Source organism: Corynebacterium sp. c7Ub_26 (assembly GCF_053760365.1).
The window spans coordinates 333,405-354,532 of sequence record NZ_JBSNBL010000002.1; the positions used below are offsets into that span (position 1 = coordinate 333,405).

The 21,128-nt window shown below is 56.7% G+C and carries 20 protein-coding genes; 12 read left to right on the top strand and 8 right to left on the bottom strand.

Going from position 1 to position 21,128, the window contains the following annotated elements:
• Position 1 precedes the first annotated feature (1 nt).
• From alsS to ychF, 4 genes are all read right to left on the bottom strand, one after another.
• Entirely contained in the window at positions 2 to 1,663 is a 1,662-nt protein-coding gene (alsS, locus tag ACWORE_RS04915) for an acetolactate synthase AlsS (protein ID WP_455302964.1), read from the bottom strand.
• A 389-nt stretch (positions 1,664 to 2,052) separates the two neighbouring features.
• Complete coding sequence (locus ACWORE_RS04920; protein ID WP_455302966.1) at positions 2,053 to 2,616, bottom strand: zinc-binding dehydrogenase; 564 nt, start codon at positions 2,614 to 2,616, stop codon at positions 2,053 to 2,055.
• Entirely contained in the window at positions 2,603 to 3,007 is a 405-nt protein-coding gene (locus ACWORE_RS04925) for an alcohol dehydrogenase catalytic domain-containing protein (protein ID WP_367270433.1), read from the bottom strand. The genes ACWORE_RS04920 and ACWORE_RS04925 overlap by 14 nt, the downstream gene beginning before the upstream one ends.
• Positions 3,008 to 4,087: a redox-regulated ATPase YchF gene (ychF, locus tag ACWORE_RS04930; protein ID WP_455302968.1), complete on the bottom strand. Its 1,080-nt coding sequence runs from the start codon at positions 4,085 to 4,087 to the stop codon at positions 3,008 to 3,010.
• A 340-nt stretch (positions 4,088 to 4,427) separates the two neighbouring features.
• Here ychF and ACWORE_RS04935 point away from each other — a divergent pair, with 340 nt between their 5' ends.
• From ACWORE_RS04935 to ACWORE_RS04965, 7 genes are all read left to right on the top strand, one after another.
• Entirely contained in the window at positions 4,428 to 6,197 is a 1,770-nt protein-coding gene (locus ACWORE_RS04935; RefSeq protein WP_455302970.1) for a sodium-dependent transporter, read from the top strand.
• The gene (gene metS, locus ACWORE_RS04940; protein ID WP_046203096.1) at positions 6,194 to 6,358 is read left to right on the top strand and encodes a methionine/alanine import NSS transporter subunit MetS; all 165 of its coding nucleotides are present in this window, start codon (positions 6,194 to 6,196) and stop codon (positions 6,356 to 6,358) included. The genes ACWORE_RS04935 and metS overlap by 4 nt, the downstream gene beginning before the upstream one ends.
• A 58-nt stretch (positions 6,359 to 6,416) precedes the next feature.
• On the top strand, positions 6,417 to 7,778 hold the full coding sequence (locus ACWORE_RS04945) for an AI-2E family transporter (protein ID WP_455302972.1): 1,362 nt from the start codon (positions 6,417 to 6,419) through the stop codon (positions 7,776 to 7,778).
• Positions 7,778 to 9,124 carry an AI-2E family transporter gene (locus ACWORE_RS04950; RefSeq protein ID WP_455302974.1) on the top strand — a complete coding sequence of 449 codons (1,347 nt, stop codon included), beginning with the start codon at positions 7,778 to 7,780 and terminating at the stop codon, positions 9,122 to 9,124. Before ACWORE_RS04945 ends, ACWORE_RS04950 begins: the two co-directional genes overlap by 1 nt.
• Positions 9,125 to 9,150: 26 nt before the next feature.
• Positions 9,151 to 10,056 carry a DUF6542 domain-containing protein gene (locus ACWORE_RS04955; RefSeq protein ID WP_455302976.1) on the top strand — a complete coding sequence of 302 codons (906 nt, stop codon included), beginning with the start codon at positions 9,151 to 9,153 and terminating at the stop codon, positions 10,054 to 10,056.
• 118 nt (positions 10,057 to 10,174) lie between these two features.
• Positions 10,175 to 11,449, top strand: a complete 1,275-nt coding sequence (xseA, locus tag ACWORE_RS04960; protein WP_455302978.1) for an exodeoxyribonuclease VII large subunit — start codon at positions 10,175 to 10,177, stop codon at positions 11,447 to 11,449.
• Positions 11,450 to 11,520: 71 nt separating this feature from the next.
• Positions 11,521 to 11,856 (top strand): exodeoxyribonuclease VII small subunit, encoded by a 336-nt coding sequence (locus ACWORE_RS04965; protein WP_296139726.1) that lies wholly within the window; start codon positions 11,521 to 11,523, stop codon positions 11,854 to 11,856.
• Here ACWORE_RS04965 and ACWORE_RS04970 read toward each other — a convergent pair.
• Positions 11,784 to 12,401, bottom strand: coding sequence for a DUF4245 domain-containing protein (locus tag ACWORE_RS04970; protein ID WP_455302981.1), 618 nt, complete (start codon positions 12,399 to 12,401; stop codon positions 11,784 to 11,786). The genes ACWORE_RS04965 and ACWORE_RS04970 overlap by 73 nt on opposite strands.
• Positions 12,402 to 12,695: 294 nt before the next feature.
• On the opposite strand from ACWORE_RS04970, the gene glpX reads away from it, so the two are divergent.
• The 4 genes from glpX to ACWORE_RS04990 all read left to right on the top strand — a co-directional run bounded on the left by glpX (position 12,696) and on the right by ACWORE_RS04990 (position 18,146).
• Positions 12,696 to 13,700 carry a class II fructose-bisphosphatase gene (gene glpX / locus ACWORE_RS04975; protein ID WP_455302983.1) on the top strand — a complete coding sequence of 335 codons (1,005 nt, stop codon included), beginning with the start codon at positions 12,696 to 12,698 and terminating at the stop codon, positions 13,698 to 13,700.
• A gap of 240 nt (positions 13,701 to 13,940) precedes the next feature.
• The gene (locus tag ACWORE_RS04980) at positions 13,941 to 15,344 is read left to right on the top strand and encodes a class II fumarate hydratase (RefSeq protein WP_455302985.1); all 1,404 of its coding nucleotides are present in this window, start codon (positions 13,941 to 13,943) and stop codon (positions 15,342 to 15,344) included.
• 205 nt (positions 15,345 to 15,549) lie between these two features.
• The gene (locus ACWORE_RS04985) at positions 15,550 to 16,446 is read left to right on the top strand and encodes a TetR/AcrR family transcriptional regulator (RefSeq protein WP_455302987.1); all 897 of its coding nucleotides are present in this window, start codon (positions 15,550 to 15,552) and stop codon (positions 16,444 to 16,446) included.
• A 14-nt stretch (positions 16,447 to 16,460) separates the two neighbouring features.
• Entirely contained in the window at positions 16,461 to 18,146 is a 1,686-nt protein-coding gene (locus tag ACWORE_RS04990; protein WP_455302989.1) for an MDR family MFS transporter, read from the top strand.
• Positions 18,147 to 18,531: 385 nt separating this feature from the next.
• On the opposite strand, the gene ACWORE_RS04995 is transcribed toward ACWORE_RS04990, so the two are convergent.
• Positions 18,532 to 19,062 carry an N-acetyltransferase family protein gene (locus tag ACWORE_RS04995; RefSeq protein ID WP_455302991.1) on the bottom strand — a complete coding sequence of 177 codons (531 nt, stop codon included), beginning with the start codon at positions 19,060 to 19,062 and terminating at the stop codon, positions 18,532 to 18,534.
• A gap of 53 nt (positions 19,063 to 19,115) precedes the next feature.
• Positions 19,116 to 19,733, bottom strand: coding sequence for a LysR family transcriptional regulator substrate-binding protein (locus tag ACWORE_RS05000; RefSeq protein WP_455302993.1), 618 nt, complete (start codon positions 19,731 to 19,733; stop codon positions 19,116 to 19,118).
• A gap of 158 nt (positions 19,734 to 19,891) precedes the next feature.
• Between ACWORE_RS05000 and ACWORE_RS05005 the strand changes: the two genes are divergently transcribed.
• Positions 19,892 to 20,236, top strand: a complete 345-nt coding sequence (locus tag ACWORE_RS05005) for a DUF5997 family protein (RefSeq protein WP_406606037.1) — start codon at positions 19,892 to 19,894, stop codon at positions 20,234 to 20,236.
• 19 nt (positions 20,237 to 20,255) lie between these two features.
• On the opposite strand, the gene ACWORE_RS05010 is transcribed toward ACWORE_RS05005, so the two are convergent.
• Positions 20,256 to 21,083 (bottom strand): enoyl-CoA hydratase/isomerase family protein, encoded by an 828-nt coding sequence (locus ACWORE_RS05010; RefSeq protein WP_406605713.1) that lies wholly within the window; start codon positions 21,081 to 21,083, stop codon positions 20,256 to 20,258.
• Positions 21,084 to 21,128 lie beyond the last annotated feature (45 nt).

The following is a 21,128-nucleotide window of genomic DNA, read 5'->3' on the forward strand; positions in this document are numbered from 1 at the left end:
GTTAGTTCAGCACGGAGAAGTCCAAGTGCTGAGCTAACGACACGCTGTCCGTGTAATCGACGGACACATCAACGATGGACACCCCGTCGTCCTCCATTGCTTGGGAAAAAGCGATAGAAAAGTCTTCCAACGTGTGAACGCGGTACCCTTTGGCCCCGAATGCTTCTGCGTATTTCACCGCGTCATAGTCCCCTAATTCAACGGCTGACGGGCGGCCAAATTTGTTCTCCTGTTGGAACTTGACCATGTCATACGAATTATCTCGCATAATAACGTGGACAAGATGAAGTCCTAAACGTGTCGCTGTCTCCAATTCCTGCGCTGAATAAAGGAAACCGCCATCGCCGGACACAGAAACGACTGGATGATCGCGGTTAACTAATGCCGCTGCGATTGCCCACGGCAACGCAACGCCGAGGGTCTGCTGCCCATTAGAAAACAGCAACGTCCGGGGCTCATACGTGCGGAAATACCGCGCGAGGTAAATGGAATGCGTCCCGATATCCGCCGCCACCGTTGTTTTGTCGTCGGTAATAAGCTCCCGAAGAGTAACCACCAGCCGAGCAGGATTAACACCCGAATCGCTCGTCGCCTGCTCTGCACCCTGACGCTGAGTACGAGCCAAGGCTTCAAGCCGTCGATCAATAAATGAGCGCTCAGTCTCTTCAACGTCAATCGGATCCATCACACTATTTAGCTCATGAAGTGTGCCCGAAATATCGCCGACAAGTTCTAGGTTTGGCCGGTAGTGAGTATCGATGTCGGCCTGAATGGAATCAATGTGGATGATGTCGTGCTGGCCATTGAAATTCCACACACGCGGATCGTATTCCACCGAATCGTAACCGACAGAAATAATTAAGTCTGCCTTATTAAGCAAAACATCACCAGGTTGGTTTTTAAACAAACCAACACGCCCAAGGAAGTTATTCTCTAATTCACGAGAGATAACTCCCGCTCCTTGGAAAGTTTCAACAACAGGAAGATTCGTGGTCTTCACTAATTGGCGGAGTTCGCGGACCGCACTCTCCCCTGCCCCTCGCATTCCCACGAGCAAAACCGGCAATTTAGCGTTTTCAATACGTTCTTTAGCCTTTTCGACGAGCGCCTGCGATGCCGGCCCCAGAGGCGCCGGGTCAGGGAATTCAAGAAGAGGGGCAGATGTTTCAGATCCCGCGACGTCCGCCGGGACCATGACAGCGGCGGCACCGCGCGGCTCTTGCTGGGCTTCACGGAATGCGTTGGTGATCAGTTCCGAAACATCATCGACACACGTCGATTCAGCAGTGAATTTGGTGACCGGCGCTAAAAAGTTCACAGCATCGAGAGACTGGTGCGTTCTCTTCAGCCTGTCTGGTAACCCCACGGTGCCCGCAATTGCAACCACGGGATCCTGCTCGGTATTTGCAGTAACAAGCCCGGTTGCCAGGTTCGTTGTTCCTGGCCCCGAGGTAACCAAAACAACCCCCGGTTTCCCCGTCAATCGGCCGATAGCCTGGGCCATAAACGTGGCATTTTGCTCATGACGGCATACAACAACCTCGATATCGTCCGCGTCGACAAGGGCGTCGTACACTTCATCGATTTTCGCCCCGGGAACACCGAAGATATACCGGACACCTTGAGCTCGAAGGGTTTGGACAATGAGCTGTGCGCTTTTCACTGAGTCACACTTTCTTATCAGACAGGAGAAAAGATAAGGATGAGCCGTTTGCTCCACACGTCAGACTCAAGAGCCGACGTGATTAAGAGACTGCGTTGTACCGTCCGCCGATGGTACACCATCAAGCATGACCGGCTATAACTTAGAGCTAAGCAGTTCAAACCGAAAAGCAGTAGATCGACTATTCAACCGAAAATAGAAATCCTTAATCCGGCCCCTTCTAACTAAAGAAGCGTGGAATAAGAGGGATCACTTTTCGTCATAGTGAAGCAATAAAAATTTTTCTTCGGTACCCCCAATGGCCCATGATGTATTAAAGAAGGATGCACTAAAGAAAACAGCATCGAGGGATTTGCCGAAATGCTATGCATCCTAAGATCAGGGCACCGTTAGAGCACGGCGACAGTTTTCCCTCCCGATTTGCCTGCAGCCATCTCCACGAGCCTATGCGGCACCTCTTCGAGACCAATCGTTGAGGTCACCATCGGATCAACATCGCCGTCGCGAACCAGGGCAAAGAGCTCTTCCAACATCAGCCCCAGCTCCTCAACATCACTGTCGGTTCCATGTAAGTAAGCCAGCCCGGTGGCCAGTCCAAACCATGACAGCCCGGTATCAAGCGAGTTCACTGTGCTGAAATCAGGGTCACCCGCCGTCGTCGCAATCCGACCACCAAACGCCAGCAGTTGAAGCTTTTCAGTCGCTGACTCAGACCCCACTACATCAAGAACGGCATCAACGCCCCGCCCGTTCGTGATCTCCTTCACCCGATCACCGACGTCGGTAGTCCGATAATCAATAAAATCGTGAGCGCCCAAGGACCGCACACGATTTTCATGCTTTCCCGACGCGGCCCCGACGACATGAGCACCTCGGTTGGCCGCAATTTGGACAGCAAAGCCACCGACACCGCCACCTGCACCGGTGATCAGAACCGTATCACTGCTCGTCACCTGCATGCAGTTTCCGATAAATTGCCTGGTAAGCGGTCAGGCCGGCAGAAGGAACAGCAGCTGCAGACGTGCACGACACATTATCGGGAATGATCGCGGTGGCACGCGCGTCCACCACCGCATATTCCTCAAATCCACCGCGTCGACGAATATCGTTATGGACAGCTACCCGATCACCGATCTGACAACGGCGAACATCCGGGCCGATCGCATCAACCACGCCGGCAACGTCGATTCCCAGAACAAATGGGTATGGAGCACCAGGTAACTCGTAACCAGCACGCTGGAAATCAGAGGGATTGAGCCCGCTCGCCCGAACCTTCACCCGGATCTCTCCCGGTCCGGGCTCGGGAATGGGGAGCTCGCCGGGCGGAGAAGAAACGCGAATCAGTTAAACATTGAATTTGAATTCAACAACATCGCCATCTTGCATGACATAATCCTTACCTTCTTGACGGACCTTGCCATGCGCCCGGGCCTCCGCCATGGAGCCCAACTCATTCAAATCGTCATACGAAACGATCTCTGCCTTAATAAATCCGCGTTCAAAATCCGAGTGAATAACGCCGGCAGCTTGAGGCGCAGTATCCCCCTGATGAATAGTCCACGCGCGCGCCTCTTTCGGGCCAGCAGTAAGGTACGTCTGCAACCCCAGCGTGGCAAAACCAGCGCGTGCCAGCTTGTTCAGACCGGGTTCATCCTGCCCCACGGATGCCAGCAGTTCCGCGGCTTCGTCGTCGTCAAGCTCCAGTAATTCAGCCTCGGTCTCGGCATCGAGGAACACCGCTTGAGCCGGAGCAACCAACTCCGTCAATTCCTTCTTCTTTGCCTCATCAGTCAGGACGGCTTCGTCCGAATTGAAAACATAAAGGAACGGCTTTGCCGTCAACAGGTTCAATTCTTTCAACGCCGATAAGTCAACCGAATCTTTCGCGGAGAACAACGTGTGGCCATCCTCCAGCACCTTCAAGGCCTCGCCGACGGCGTCGCGTTCCGCCGCCTTGTCTTTATCCTTCTTCGCTTCCTTCTCCAAACGAGGAAGAGCTTTTTCAAGGGTCTGCAGGTCCGCCAAGATCAGCTCGGTCTCAATAACGTCAATATCGCTCGACGGATCTGCCTTGCCGTCAACATGCACCACGTCGTCATCCGTGAAAGCACGAACAACCTGGCAAATCGCGTCTGCCTCGCGAATATTCGCCAGGAACTGGTTGCCTAGCCCCTCCCCTTCAGAGGCACCTTTCACGATTCCCGCGATATCAACAAACGAGACCGTCGCTGGGATGATCTCCGCAGAATCGAACATCTCCGCCAAGCGTTTCAGGCGTGCGTCCGGTAATTCGACCAGGCCGACGTTGGGCTCGATCGTCGCGAAAGGGTAATTAGCCGCCAGCACATTGTTGCGGGTCAAGGCGTTGAAAAGGGTGGATTTTCCTACATTGGGTAGACCGACAATTCCGAGGGTAAGACTCATGCCACACATCCTACGTGCAGTAAAAATCGCCAACGATGCGGGGACCTCGACTCAGCGGGGCAGCCCACCAGCGACACACTGTCGCACTTCACGCGCCCTTCGCGCTGACAGAACACCGGCACAACCTCGGCGGAACGCCGTCGGGACGTCGAACACAGGGTGATAGTATTTTCACGGTCGAGCACGCCACCACCCCCGGCGTGATGGCGGCTTGCGTCCCCCACCCGTACGGACCAATCCATTTCTCCCCATCACGGCAACTCCCGTCGAGCCATGCAGATGCGCTTACTAGCCGCCTGACTCGGTTGGGTCGAAGCCTTAGCGGAAAGGCATCTTTTATATGTCTCATTCCCCCTCAGAGAGTGACGCTTCCGCTGCATCGCGCGAAACGTTCTCTTCCCGCTCAGCTTTTCTCTTGGCTGCCATCGGTTCAGCCGTCGGTCTAGGAAATATTTGGCGCTTCCCCTATGTGGCGTATTCCAATGGTGGCGGCGCGTTCCTCATTCCGTACATCATCGCGCTGTTGACTGCAGGAATCCCGCTCCTATTCCTCGACTACACCCTGGGGCACCGGTTCCGCGGGTCAGCTCCCCTTGTGTTTAAGCGCATCAGCGGTTGGACCGAGCCCATCGGCTGGATCCAGGTCGGCATCGCCTTCTTCGTTTCGATTTACTACGCGGCCATCATTGGGTGGGCCGGGTTGTACACAATTAAGTCATTCACCCGCGCATGGGGAAGCAAACCCGACGCCTATTTCTCCGACGAGTTCCTTCACTCCGAAGCAACACAAACATTTTCGACCTCGATCGTCTGGCAAATCGCTATCGCCCTAGCTTTAGTGTGGGTGGCGACGATCATCGTGTTGGCAATGGGGGTCGACGAGGGCATCGGCAAGGTCTCTAAGCTGTTTATGCCCTTGCTCACTGTGCTGTTCCTCATCGTGGTGATCTACGCGCTGTTTATGGACGGCGCGTCAAAGGGATTGGACGCACTCTTCACCCCGAACTGGTCCGCGCTGACGAATACGGAAGTCTGGGTCGCTGCGTACGGGCAGATTTTCTTCTCCCTATCTGTGGGCTTCGGCATCATGCTGACCTATTCGTCGTACCTGAAACCGCGAACCAACCTCACCGGAACTGGGCTGGTCACCGGCTTCGCAAACTCGGGATTTGAACTTCTGGCCGGCATTGGTGTCTTCGCCGCATTGGGTTACATGGCGACGCAGGAAGGCGTCCCCGTGGACAAGGTCGTGTCCAACGGTATTGGCCTTGCATTCGTGGCATTCCCGACGATCATCAATTCCATGCCTGGTGGCGCTGTCTTCGGTGTCCTCTTCTTCGGTTCACTGGCCATCGCGGGCTTCACGTCGCTCTTCTCACTGCTGGAAGTTGTTGTCTCCGCGGTGAAAGACAAATTAAACCTTGATCGCAAGAGCGCGGCCATCGGCACCGGCGTGGTCATGGGCATTATTTCCTTGGCCCTATTTTCCACGACGTCCGGCCTATCCACGCTGGACATCATGGATAAGTACACCAACAACGTCGGCATTGTGTGCGTCTCCTTGATCACCATCGTGTGCGTCGATTGGATTTTGCGTCGGCTGGACGAATTCTCCCTGCACCTCAATGCGGTGTCGTCGTTCCAAGGGGGTAACTTTTGGCGAATCTGCGTCACCAACGTCACGCCGATCATTCTTGGCTACACGCTGATCCAGGAGCTCCAGAACCTGTTCAAGTCCAACTACGGCGATTACTCCGACCAGCAGATTGACCTCTACGGATGGGGCGTTGTCGGGCTCATCGTGGTCGTCGCCTTCATGATGTCCGTTGTTCCTTGGCGCGGAAACCCGTCTCTATCCGGCCCGCCCGGTACGGACTTCGGCGTGGAGTTCAACGTGCATCAGCGCATCGTCACACCTCAGAGCCATGAAGCGCGCAAAGCTGGTTTCGCCGCCGAACAGCGCCGACGCCAACGTCGCGGTCGCGTCGAAGCGGTCTCGCTCGATGCGCAGCGTGGCGGTTCAACGAGTCAGCCCGTCACGAGTGGCAACACCGCGGATACGACGTCGACAATGAACGACGCGAAGAACGGAAAGGATAAAGATCAATGAGTGGAACAGCAGTCATGATGATGGTCCTGTTCATGTTGGTCATCTGGGGTGGGCTCGCGACGAGCACGTACTCGCTGATGAAACACCCCGATGAGACCTCCGGGAAGCTCGGCGACAACCCCGAAGCCACCGATGAAAAGCTCTACGATCAGGGTTATTAAAAGCAACGGTGCTTCAGAGATCACACTAATCTGACCAAATAGTGCACAATAGTCCGTGATGATGAACTCCTCTTCCGAACCAGAACCGGGGCGCGTGCCCGGTTCGCTCGCTCCCCTCAGCCAAAAACATGCGAGTCAGCTGGCCAATCGCGATAACGCCGACGGTGTCATGGGCGTTCCGTATTACGCCCATGCACCGCTCACCGAGGCAAGCCGTTCGGCGTCGATAGCCGTAAATATCAAGCGCTTAGCCTTGTGGTGTTTGCGGTTCCTCGCGATTGCCCTAGCTGCGTTCCTTCTCTGGTATGGGTTAGGACTGATCTGGAGTGCGCTCCTGCCAGTGATGATCTCAATCATTGTCTGCACCCTGATGTGGCCGCCGGTTCATTGGCTCACCAAGTACAAGGTCCCGCATGCGCTGTCGGCGATTGTGGTGATCTTGGGTGCCGCAGTCATTGTGATTGGCACGCTCAGCCTCGTGACCACGAGCGTTATCGACCAGTCTGAGTCTTTGGCCCACCGCGCCTCCCACTCCTTACGGGAAACTAAAGAAGCGCTCAACGGACCGCCGCTCAACATCAAGGACGCCCAGCTTAACCAGGCTCTTGACCAAGCTGCGGCTCACATTCAGGAGCATTCCGGCTCCCTTGTTAGCTCCGTCTTGTCAGGAGCGTCGGCTGCATCGTCGGTCGCGGTCACCTTGGGCATTGTCCTCATGCTGACCTTCTTCTTCCTGAACGACGGCCACAAGTTTTTACCGTGGATTGACCGTCAGTTTTCCGGCTCGATTGGGACGCACCTCCACGAAATATTCGCCAGGTCGTGGAAAACTCTCGGAGGGTTCATCCGTGCGCAGGCGATCATTTCCTTCCTGAACTCCGTCTTTATCGCGATCGGGCTGTCGATTCTTCATGTCCCGCTGGCTCTCGCGCTCGCTGTACTCAACTTCTTCTGCGGGTTTATCCCGATTTTCGGCGCGCTCGTTGCGGGTGCTGTGGCGGTTGTCATCGCGTTCGTCACCAATGGGTGGATTTCGGCGCTGCTGACCGCGCTGCTCATTCTGTTGGTGCACCAAATTGAAGGCAATGTGCTCTCCCCCATCCTGCAATCGCGGGCAATGAATCTGCATCCGGTCATCATTCTGGCGTCGGTGGCCATCGGTGGGAGCGTTTACGGTGTTGTCGGAGCGTTCCTCGCCGTTCCCCTCGCGGCCGTGGGTGCTGTCCTACTCCGATACGCCAGTGAGCAGGTGGATAGTCACGTTGTTGATCCCGTGCAGCCCATCGTCGTTCTTGATCCTGAAACAAGCACAACGACGGACCACAGTTCGGTGACGGCACGGCCTGGGCCAGAGCCGGAACACTCGGACGCACGCGGTACCACATCTACTAACGACGACGGCACGGAGGAGAACAAATAATGTCACTCTTCAACCGCCGCACAAAGCACGGTCAGGACGCGGAAGACTCGGCCGCCTCGAAGGGAAGCCGCAAGGTAGACCCGTCGACGAACGCGGACAACGCGGAGGGCCACTCTCACGACCCCAGTACGCCATTCCGCGGTGGCGAACACCACCCCGAGGTCGACCCCTCGGACGCCCCCAAGGACCGCCTCGCAGTCATTGGTGACGTCGTCTCCATCACCGCTGCTTGGTCAATACGGCTGATCCTCCTCATCGCCGGTGGCATCGTCGCATGGCGAGCAATCGGTCTGCTGTGGCGCGGCGTTCTTCCTATCTTGATCGCCCTCATTATCTGCACGCTGCTCTGGGTTCCAACGAATTGGATGCGCAAAGCGCACTTCCCCCGGTGGCTCGCGGCCTTGGTCTCTGTCTTAGGAGCCTTGGCTATCATCGTCGGACTGTTCAGCCTCATCGCGCCGAGTGCTGTCGAACAATCCTCCCAATTGGCGGATCAATCTATCAAAGGGCTGGAAAAGGTTCAGAACTACGTTCAGGGCCCGCCGCTTAATCTCAACGATCAACAGGTCAATGATTACCTGGACGAGGGAATCGACAAGATTAAATCCAGCTCGGATCAAATCATTGCGGGCGTCGTCACCGGTGTGAATAAAGCATCAGAGTTAGCAGTGATGCTCGGCGTTATTCTGATGATCACCTTCTTCTTCCTGAAAGACGGCGATCGTTTCCTCCCCTGGCTTGGGAAAATTTCAGGCAAACGGGGCGAAGGCCACATCGTTGAACTCCTGCAGCGGTCCTGGAACACGCTCGGAGGGTTCATCCGTGCTCAAGCGGTTGTTTCCCTCATCGACGCTTTCTTCATCGGCCTGGGGCTGATCATTCTCAACGTGCCGCTTGCTCTGCCGCTGGCCGTCATCACGTTTATGGGTGGTTTCATCCCCATCGTTGGTGCGATCGTCGCGGGTGCCGTCGCCGTTCTTATTGCCCTCGTATCGAATGGACTCACGACAGCATTAATCGTGCTCGCCATCATCATCGCGGTTCAGCAACTTGAAGGAAATGTTCTCTCCCCTGTTCTGCAGTCAAAGGCGATGAATCTCCACCCGGTGATTGTTCTTCTTTCGGTCACCGTCGGCAGTAATCTGTATGGAATTATCGGTGCGTTCCTGGCCGTCCCCGTTATGGCCACCATTGCGGTGTGGTTGCGATACTTTAGTGAACTTATCGATAAAGAAGTCACGACCCGAAAGAAAGCGCTAAGCAATCGTCAATATACTGAAAATGTACGACGAGACTCCGAAACAACCCCAACAATGCCCGTTACCGGTCTGCCTACCAATAAATAGGACTTAAACGGGTACCCTAATTCCCTGTGTCAGAATATCGAACTCCTGCTGCCTCCCCGAGAACTTCTTCGGGGCGCTCCAACAGCAACGACAATCGGCTCTGGGGGCTGCTCTGGTGGGCTCCCCTGGCGATCATCGCTGCCTCCATGGCGACCGGCATGCTCATCAGTTCGGCCGGTGAAGGAACCCTGGGCCGGTGGTACTTCATTTTCTTCGTTGCATCGTCGCTCATCACGACGCTGCTCGTCCAGGTACAAGGGCTGCTCGTCACCGTCTGTGTGCAACCCATCCTTTTCACGGTGCTCACGCCCATCTGTTCCCTCCTGGCTGGAAAGCTGAGCGGGCATTCCGAGGGCGTCGGGGTGTTTTCTAAGACCTCACTGTTGGCGAACTTCTTCCCGGTTGTCCAGCACTTCTTCGTTCTCTTTTGGACGGTCCTGGTCAGCGCCATCATTGCGGTCGTGCGATGCTGGTTGTATCGACGACAAACCGCGCGCGTCACTGCACGACGTCAAGCTTCCTCATCGCGAGCACCTCGCAATGGGCAACAGAAGCAACGCACTTCTGCATCGCGTGGCCACCGCCCGCAGGACTATCGCTCGGACTCGACGAGCACGTCGGTAGATTCGGCACGCACCGATTCCCGACGGTCCTCGTCGCCGCCGCGACGTCACCAACCGCGTTCTTACGAGACGAACCGCTCCTCGCGAGTGAGCAGCCGGTATGAGGATCGATATGAGGGCTCCGAAGTATCGCGTCGGCAGCATGACGCCCCTTCCCGGCCGACGCACCAAGGGGATCGCGAACGGTACCGGGATCAGTCTCCCACGTATCCGCCGAAGAAATTCACGCCACGCACTTACCGTCCTGACGACGGCACATCCTCCCTTCCGCCGCGGACGACGCGGCCGCGGCATTCACGTCGGAACTGAATCGGCGCCCGCGGCGAAGCTACATAGCCCACGTCGAAGCCACAGAGAAAACCAGTGGCAATCAGCACTTTCGCATGAGCTGTCGGTTGTGTCCTAGATAGCCATTAAAGTGGGGCATATGACTGCGAAACAGGATCCGACCACGTCGGGGTCACGCACCGCTCGAGGCGGACTTACCTCCCCCGAAGCCCCGTGGCCCGTCCGCATCCTTAACCGCAAAATCGGAGACTGGATTTCTAAGCTCGGTTCAGTGTGGGTCGAGGGTCAGCTCACTCAGATGAAGCAGACCCGGTACTGGACGTTCCTTACCCTCCGTGACGTCGAAGCGGAGATGTCGATTGAGCTGATCGCCAAGAATCATGTCATTACGTCTCTTCCCACTCCCCTTTCACATGGGGACCGGGTCATTGTTCTGGGGAAACCGAATTATTCCGTCAGCCGTGGCCAGCTGAAGCTATCCATTACCGACATCCGCCCGGTTGGGATTGGTGAACTACTCGCTCGCATCGAGCAACTCCGTAAACTCCTTGCTGCTGAAGGATTACTCACACCGGAGCGGAAAAAACCACTCCCCGTTCTCCCCCAACGCATCGGGCTCATTACCGGCCGAGGCTCCGCTGCAGAACGCGACGTGATCTCTATCGCGCAAGAGCGATGGCCTGCGGTGAACATTCGGACACTCAATCCACCAGTCCAGGGCGCCAGCGCTGTCCCTGAAGTCAAAGAGGCGCTCACCATTCTTGATCGTGATTCCACCGTCGACGTTATCATCGTGGCGCGCGGCGGCGGTTCCGTCGAAGATCTTCTTCCGTTTTCCGACGAAAACCTCGTTCGCCATGTCAGCACGCTGAGAACACCCATCGTCAGCGCTATTGGTCACGAGACCGATAACCCTGTTCTCGACGACGTAGCCGACCTGCGGGCGGCGACTCCCACGGATGCGGCAAAACGAGTCGTGATCGATATGGCTACTGAGCTCGAGGGAATCCGTGATTGTCGACAGCGCGGGCAGCAAGCGCTCTTCCGGTGGTTGGACTACGAGCGCGATCGTCTGAATGATCTGCGCCAACGGCCCGTGATGGCTGACCCGATGACGCCGATAAACCGCCACGCAGAGGACGTGGCACGTGATGCGTCGTCCATTAGGCGAAATATCACGCTCTTGCTGGAACGAGCGAACTCCGAGATCGCTCATCTGCGCGGGCAAGTCTCAGCATTGGGCCCGTCGGCAACACTTGCACGAGGATATTCCATCGTCCAAGTACAGCGTCCCGGTGAAGAGTCCGAAGTGGCGACCTCGATTGACCAAACCCCACCGGGGTCTCAGCTGCGAATCCGGCTCAACGACGGATCAATCGTTGCGGCCACGATGTCGACCTCCCCGGCTCAATGAGCCAACTCCACACATCACGATTATCCACACACCACGCTTAACCACACGTAACGCTTTCGAAGGAGCTATCTATGACACAGCCCGACCGCAACGATTCCGACTCATTCACCATCGGTTCCGGCGAATCCAACCCCCGCTTTAAACCCGTCGAAGAATTATTCTACGAAGAAGCACGTCAGGAACTCATTGAAGTCGTACGCATCCTCGAACTTGGCCAAATGAGCCTTGATGAGTCGCTTCTGTACTGGGAACGGGGCGAGGCACTGGCCCGGACCTGCGAAGACTACCTCGAGGGAGCCCGCCACCGCGTGGAGAAAGCCTTAGAGGATAGTGATTACGCCGAGGGTGAAGACGACACGTCGGACGGGGCCGATTCTCCCGCAGACGGCTCTGGCTTTGCTTCCTGAATAGCCTTCGCCATCGTCGAAAATTCATCGGTGCTGCCGGTGCCCGATACAGCCCATCGCACGTCTTTCTTATCCACGACCCATGCCGTGCGGACGTCATCGTCGGAACCCTCAAACACATGCCACGTTGTTCCGTCGATGTCTTTCGTTCCTTTTTCTTGCCGGGCTTTACCATCGAGCCCCTGGGCTACGTCGTCGACGGATGCGCTCGTTTGAACAAACCGGATCCAGTCTTTGTCGTGGACCCACCCGACTGAGGAGCCAGAATGGCCGTTGAGGTTGATCCGAAGGGCTGAATTGGGAATCCACCCCTCGGGCGACGCAGGTATGCGAACGGGATAATCGGCGGATTGCGCCTCGCTCTGTAAGAACGTGGTGTAGTCAACGCGGGTGACCTTGCCTTCTTTGGGGTTGCCCGGCTGGTAATGGCACAGGCCTGTCCCTCCGATGACGACGAACATCACGATGAGCATGACTCCGAGCGAGATAATCATGTCACGGCCGTCTTGGAAAATCCTTGGCTTCTCCACCTTTTTCGTGCGCACGCGAACGATTATGGCTGTTCATCATGGGGGATCACAAAACCACCGGTGGACGTCCGCCACCAACCACCCACGACGACCACTCACTATGGGTTCCGTCTTGGGCCCGCACCACCCGCATCGCGGTGGTCACACCAACCAACAGGGAGAACCTGTGGTCACCTCCGAAAAAGTACAAGATTCACCACATTTTGCCCCTATTTGGGAGTGAGATTAATCGGCTATTGGGCGCATAAGTGAAACAATGAAGATGATCAACCCCATCACTGAAGCCAAAACAGGAGGCATGTGCCACCCATGAGTGACCACAAACAAACACCACCGGACCGTAACCTTGCTATGGAACTGGTCCGCGTGACGGAAGCCGCCGCCCTTGCCTCGGGCAGGTGGGTCGGCCGCGGAAAGAAAAATGAAGGCGACGGAGCCGCTGTCGACGCCATGCGCCAGATGATCAACACCGTGGCAATGCGCGGTGTGGTCGTTATCGGCGAAGGTGAGAAAGATGAAGCCCCGATGCTCTTCAACGGTGAAGAGGTCGGAACAGGCGAAGGCCCCGATATCGACATCGCTGTCGACCCTGTTGATGGGACCACATTGATGGCAGAAGGCCGTCAGAACGCTATCTCGGTGCTCGCCGCAGCAGAGCGTGGAACCATGTACGACCCATCCGCCGTGTTTTACATGAAGAAAATCGCGGTCGGCGCGGAAGCCCGCGGCGTTGTTGACGTCAACGCCCCCGTCAAGGACAACATTCGCGCAGTGGCGCACGCCAAGGGTAAGAGGGCGTCTGACATTACCGTCGTCGTTTTGGATCGTCCCCGCCACGAGCACCTCATTCAGGAAATTCGCGACGCCGGAGCCAAGGTTCGTTTAATTCACGACGGTGACGTCGCTGGTGCTGTGGCAGCCGCCCAGAACCAGACCCAGAACAGCATCGACATCATGATGGGTGTCGGCGGAACCCCAGAAGGCATCATCACTGCGTGTGCTATGCGATGCATGGGCGGAGAGATTCAGGGCGTGCTGACCCCGCGTAATGATGAAGAGAAACAGAAGGCCCTCGATGCTGGCCACGAACTGGGCAAGGTTCTCACGACCGAGGACCTCGTTCATTCACAGAACTGTTTCTTCGTTGCGACGGGTGTAACCAACGGCGATATGCTCCGTGGCGTCACGTATTCACCGCGCGGTGCGATCACGCGGTCGCTGGTCATGCGGTCGAAGTCCGGCACTGTCCGCATGATTGAGTCGCATCACCAGTTGACGAAGCTGGAAGAGTACGCCGTCGTCGATTACAGCTAGGACCCGTTTTTGGGTCGGTGTGATGCCCGGGGATATCTGTTGTTCTCCGGGCATTCACGCGTACACACAAACCACGCGCTTGCCGCATGCCTCGCTGATCTATGACCTACACCACTAGGTTGTATTTTTGGCAACATCGGTCACACATCGAGGCTCCCGATGGGCCATACTTGAAGTGGCATGAATTCTGCCACTTTGCACATATCCTCATAGCACATATGAAGGTGGGACTTACATAACATGAGCGATCAGGAATACCGCATCGAACACGACACCATGGGTGAAGTCAAGGTTCCGGCCACAGCACTGTGGCGCGCGCAAACCCAACGTGCGGTTCAGAATTTCCCAGTGTCGGGGCGTGGCCTCGAACACGCACAAATCCGCGCCATGGGCCTGCTCAAGGCCGCATGTGCGCAAGTCAATCTTGACCGTGGCCTACTTTCAGAGGACAAAGGCAAAGCCATCATCGCAGCGGCCACCGAAATTGCCGACGGCAAACACGACAAAGAATTTCCTATCGACGTCTTCCAGACTGGCTCCGGTACGTCGTCGAATATGAACACCAACGAGGTTATCGCCTCTATCTGTAAGAACGACGGCGTTGAGGTTCACCCTAACGACGATGTCAACATGGGCCAGTCTTCGAACGACACCTTCCCCACCGCGACGCACGTTGCCACCACGGAGGCTGCCGTTAAGGATCTCATCCCCTCATTGACGACGCTGCACAAGTCGCTGTCCGCCAAGGCGACCGAGTGGGAAGAGGTTGTGAAGTCCGGACGCACCCACCTGATGGACGCGGTACCGGTGACCTTGGGGCAGGAGTTCTCGGGCTACGCTCGGCAAATCGAAGCTGGTATCGAGCGCGTGAAGGCCACCCTGCCGCGCGTCGGTGAACTCCCCATCGGTGGTACGGCCGTCGGAACCGGGCTGAACACCACCGAAGATTTCGGCGACAAAGTCACCGCTGAGCTGGTGAAGCTGACGGGCGTTGAGGAACTGCGTCCATGTGTTAACCACTTTGAGGCTCAGGCAAACCGCGACGGGCTCGTCGAGATGTCGGGTGCGCTGCGGAGCATTGCTGTCTCCCTCAACAAGATCGCTAACGACATCCGGTGGATGGGCTCCGGCCCGCTGACCGGCCTCGGCGAGATTCACCTTCCTGACCTCCAGCCGGGCTCGTCGATTATGCCGGGCAAGGTCAACCCGGTCATGTGTGAGACCGCTACCCAGGTTGCGTGCCAGGTCATTGGTAACGACGCCGCGATTGCTGCCGGTGGCATGCAAGGCGCGTTCGAGTTGAACGTGTTCATCCCGATGATGGCACGCAATGTTCTGGAGTCAATCCGCCTGCTGTCGAACACCGCGGTGATCTTCGCCGAAAAGATGGTGGACGGAATTGAGCCCAATGCTGAGCGCATGCGGACACTGGCTGAGTCGTCGCCGTCGATCGTTACTCCGCTCAACAGCGCGATCGGTTACGAGGCTGCCGCGAAGGTTGCCAAGACCGCGCTGAAGGAGGGCAAGACTATTCGCCAAACTGTCATTGACCTCGGGTTTGTCGACGGTGAGAAGCTCACGGAGGAAGAGCTGGATAAGCGCCTCGACGTGCTTGCGATGGCATACACGGATCGCGATAAGTAAGCGAATGCATCGCTAGTCGCCTGCGTCGTCTAGTCGCCTACAAATACTGGGCCGCCCCTTGAGGGTGACCCTTTTTTATGGCCTCCAGCGGCCCCACCATGACCCAAGTCACACTTGAAGGGCTTTTGATTTCTTTCACACAATGCAGACTTATACCGCCCGCAACTTTGCACTCAGTGCATAATTGGGTCTAAGGTTGGCTCTCGTGGAAAGCAACCGTAACTACCTCGACACCGAGGGAATTCATGCGCCACGGGGTCTTCGGGAACGCAAGCGCTTAGAAACCCTGTGCGCTATCGAAGATCACGCCACTCGGCTTGTCCTCGACAAAGGCTATGACAACGTCACCATCGAGGACATCGTCGACGCGGCCAACATTTCGAAACGTACGTTCTTCAACTATGTCGACTCCAAGGAAACCGCCGTCCTCGGCCACCCTGTTGTCGACCTCCCTGAGAAAGAACGAAAAGAATTCCTTGCTGCCGACCCGCAACATGTGACCGTGGCCTTGGTGGACCTCATCCTCCAGACCAGTTTCGCGTCGCGCGGCCGCAGTGACGAGTTCTCAACGCTGCTGCTGAGCCGTCGGAAGCAAATCTTCCGCAACAACCCTAATATTGCAGCTCCGCAATTTGGACTGACTATCCAACGCTTCCACAACATCGTGGAACTGATCGACGAATTCTTCACCCTCCACCCGGAGCACCGATCGCTTCCACAAACTGCTTTTCCGGCCACAGAAAGCACAGGTGGCGTCTCTGAGGAAGCCGTCACTCTGGCAATGCTGTGCCAAGACGCCGTCCGGATCGGAACGCTCCGGTGGACCAGGCAACCCGATGGCACCAATGGGCATCGTCGCCTCCGCGATTGCTGCCTGGGCGCTTTCACCCTGTTCTACGACGTTTTAGGAGCTCCTCCCCCAGAATGTTTAGCCAGCACGACGCCACCGAGTGCAGCGTCGGAAAGAAAAAGCAGTGACTACATCAATCTGGACATCACTGACGACCACTCAACCAACGTCGACAAACAAACCAACAGCAAACAGAACGTCGACAAGAAAAATAAAAACAACAACAACGACGAACGTAACGATGAGAAATGAGAGGATGATGCACAGTGAGTAAACACAATGGCGCACACAGCGACGCCACCAGCGACAACGCTGTGAACACGTCCGGGCAGCACATGTCCAGCCGTGTGATTACTCCGGAATCAGTGAAGGACATTGATTCGCCGGCAGATCAGACGTCACCAACCACTGAGAGAACATCCTCCAGGCCGAAGAATAAGAGCAACATTCCGGCGATCATGGTGGCCATCATGTCCGCCATGCTGCTGGCGAGTTTGGACCAGATGCTGTTCTCGACGGCCCTTCCGACGATCGTCGGCGACCTTGGTGGCGTCGAGCACATGTCGTGGGTCATTACTTCCTACCTGCTGTGCCAGACGATTATGATGCCGATCTACGGCAAACTCGGTGATCAAATCGGCCGCAAACCGATCTTCGTCGGCGCGATTGCTATCTTCCTTATCGGGTCGATCATCGGTGGACTCTCGCAGTCGATGGCACAGCTGATCATTGGCCGCGGTATCCAAGGCCTCGGCGGCGGCGGACTCATGATCCTCTCGCAGGCGATTATGGCCGACGTCGTTCCCCCTCGGGAGCGCGGAAAGTACGCGGGCTGGATGGGGTCTGTTTTCGGTGTGTCTTCGGTGCTCGGCCCCGTGCTTGGTGGTTGGTTCACGGATGGCCCCGGATGGCGATGGGCTTTCTGGATTAACCTGCCGGTCGGCCTTCTCGCGGTTGCTATTGCACTGTTCACTCTGAAGCTGCCCATGCTCGGAACCGGACTAAAGCTCGATTACTTCGGCATTATCTTCATGGCGACGTCCGCATCATGCCTCATCCTCTTCACGTCGTGGGGCGGAAACCAGTACTCCTGGAGCTCACCCACGATCATCGGTTTGGAGATCGGAACCGTCGTTGCGGCCGCAATCTTCGTCTTCATCGAATTGCGCGCTAAAGATCCGCTGATCCCGATGTCGCTGTTCAAGAACCGCAACTTCAACCTGGTCACCCTGGGCGGTCTGTGCGTCGGAATCGTGATGTTCGGCGTCATGAGCTACATGCCCACCTACTTCCAGATGGTCCACAACATGAACCCGACCACCTCTGGTTTCATGATGATCTCCATGATGGTCGGATTGATGGGAACGTCCATCGGGCTGGGCAATGTTGTCACCCGAACCGGCAAATACCGGATCTATCCCCCTCTCGGCATGCTCATTGTGGTTGCCTCCTGTGTGCTTCTGCACCGGATCACCGTTGATACGTCGCTGTGGTACCTCGGCCTGTGCCTCTTCATCATGGGTGTTGGCCTGGGTATGACCATGCAGATCCTGATCCTGGTGGTCCAGAACTCATTCCCGATCCAAAAGGTCGGCGTTGCCACAGGAAGCAACAACTTCTTCCGCCAGATCGGTTCGTCACTCGGCTCTGCCTTGGTTGGTGGGATTTTCACCAACCGCATTAGCGAGCTGGTCGCAGAGCGTGTGCCGGCCGCCATGGCGCAGCTTCCGCCGCAGGTGCAGCAGAAGTTCGGACAGCAATCGAGCGGGCTCGACGCCGATAGCCTCACGCCGGAACTGGTTGCTTCGCTGCCTGGTCCGCTCAAAGACATGTTTATGGGAGCCTACAACGACGCATTGACTCCGGTGTTTATCGTCGTGATCCCGTTCGCTGTTCTCGCGTTCATCTTGTTCGCCCTCGTCCGCGAAGAAAAACTGCGGAACTCGGTGTAAAGACGTGGTATAAATACAACGCTGCTATAGAACGGCCCCCCCCCCCGCGCGTCGGCACAACCCGTATTGTGTCGGCACGCTATTCTGGGTTATACGACAAAATGTGTCCGCGTGCCGGAAAACTGCGGGGGAATATGCGGGGTGCGTGGCAAAACTGCGGGGGAATATGGCCAAAAAATGGCCGAAAATTGACCATACACCCCCGCACTTTTATTCGAGGCGGATATATGGTTGCCGAGCATATATCTTTCATTTTTCCTAGATCAGAGGCCAGAAATCACCGGGCTCGGACACGCTTTCTTTCGTATTACCCGCGATTTTTTAGCCGACGGTATTATGCCGGCCCGGGTCGTTGCGCAGCCCCGGGTTGTTGTGCCAGCCGAAGCTATTGCCCCGACCCAGGTTGTTCTACAGGAGCTTTTCGTAAATGGCGCACTGGCGGTATTGGTCCGACCACGGACCAATAATCCATCCACCCGTGACGCTGGAGTGTGCCTACTTTCCTGAACCCCGCCTTCGCATGCAGCGCTTGGGACGCGGAGTTGTCCTCAAAAATCCACCCAGTGATGGTCCACGCACCCCACTCCTTCGCCTTCACGGCAGAGTGCTTCAGAAGAGCAGTACCCACTCCACGTCCCGACGCAGCCGGATCGATATAAATCGAGTCCTCTAAGAAACCAGTCAGGGCCGGCCGATGGTAGAACGGCATGAGAGCAACCCACCCGAGAATCGTCCCCTCATCTTCCGCGACGAAACACAGCTCAGGGATTTTCTTGTCGACGAACTCCTCCCACGTGACCGGTGACGCTTCATATGCACCGTTGCCCGTATCCAGCCCGGCCTGGTGGATACGGGCCACGTCTGGATAATCGTCGCGCATCATAGGGCGGATAGTTCCTGTGAACGATGCTGTCATGGCGCTCTATTGTTCCATCCCGTACAGACGTCCCGTGTACGCGTCCCAGGACCCTATCGCGACGACCGTGCCGTGCGCCCCCGCACGATCCCGACAAAATTCTGTATGTCGCGGTCGTCACGGGATTGCAACCACACCATGGCCAGCTGCGTCGGGCGAGCATCGCTCAAAGCAACATCTTTCACCCCGCGCTTATTAATTACCCGCAACAATGGGCGGGGCGCGATAACAACACCGACGTTCGCGGCAACAACCTCAAGCGCGGCACGAACGCCGGCAATATCGACTCGGAAGTGAGGTGGCTGCGGTGCCCACATGATCTTTTCGTCCTCCAGATCATGGGAACTGACCTGCGGAAACAACGCAATGGCATTGTCCTTCGGGACTGCGACGCCGGGCTGTTCCTCGTACAGCTCAATGAGGTGGATAGATTGACCACTCGCTTCAGCATCCTTGACGACGCCCTCACGTCCACGATCATCCATGCGGACGAAAGCCACATCGGCCTTTCCGTGCAAGACATAAGGAAGTGGATCGTCAGCGACGGCCGACGCAATGCGCACACGACGGTTCGAGTCACGCGATGCACCACCATGGCGTTCATCAAACCGTCGGAACCACTTGTCGGGAAGAAGTCCCGGAACGAAAACGACCTTGAGATATTCGGTCATGAACAGATCGTAACGTACGACGCTCACACCTGGCGTGGAGAGTGACTCGAACTTGAGGGCGTCGGGATCGGAACCGCTTATGCATTACTCTGGTGCGCATGAACGATGCTCATTCACATAATGATCACGCGTCCCGGGCGCAGCCGTCAAGTACTCGTATGAAGCCCATGACGGCGGCGAAAAAGTTGAATATTTTTCTCCCTGCCACACCTGAGGAGTTCCAGAAGACGGCGCTGACCCATGAGGAGTTTGTGGGCTTACAGAACAATCCGCCTCAGTGGTTGAAAGACTTGCGGGCGAATGGGCCTCATCCTCGGGCGGAAGTTGCGCGGAAGCTCGGCGTCACTGCTGCAGCATTGAAGCGCAATGACATGGATAAACCACTCACGACTGCCGAAATTAACGATCTTCTCAACGATCAACCCGAGTGGCTGAAAGAAGAGCGGAAGTCATTGGCAGAGGAACGCGAACGTCGTCACGCTGCCAACGAAAGCCATAAGTAATTCGTGTGGGGTGGCGCTACTAGCGCCCTTTGAACTGGGGTTTTCTCTTTTCGACGAAGGATCGCACTGCCTCTTGATGATCCTCCGTGAAAGCTAGGCGCGCTTGTGCATCCGCCTCTCTGGCAGCCGCGGCCATCACCGCCTGCTCGTCTCTCACCAGGCTTTTGATTTCGCAGAACGACTTCGTTGGGCCATTCGCCAACGCTAGGGCGAACTTGGTCGCGGCCTCGTCGGCTCGGTCGTCGTCGGTGACCTCGGTGACAAGTCCCAGGTCATACGCTCGCTCGGCTGTGAGCTGCTGGTCGCGGCACAACAGATCCAGAGCCTTCGCAGGTCCCACGATGGATGTGAGTGTGTGAGATAGCCCGCAATCGGAGGCCAATCCGACGCCAGCGAAGGACGCCGTGAAGGATGCTCCCCTGGAGGCAATGCGGAAGTCGCAATTCAAAGCTAAGGACCACCCTGCGCCGGCCGCTGGTCCAGAAATAGCCGCAACAATAGGGACTTTGATACCGAGTAAGGCCTCAACCATGGGGTTGTATTCGTCGACAACCTTGCCCATCCCCTGCCCAGTGGACAAGTCCTGGAGATGCTCCTTCAGGTCTTGCCCAACGCAGAAGGACTTCCCCTCAGCGGCGATAAGCACGGCACGGACGCTCGGGTCAGTGGCCGCTTCAAACTCTTCGCGGAGACGCGTACGAAGTGCCTTGTTGATGGCGTTATATCCCTCTGGCCGCCGCAGCGTGATCACACGCACAACGCCCGAGGCAGCCTCGGCCGCACTGGTTGGTTGTCCTGTCTCAACATCCAGGTTATCGACGCCCACCACGTCTTGTTCGTCCGACATAACAGCCTTTCTGGTTGCCGTGGGGCATGCGGAGCCCGCTCACCG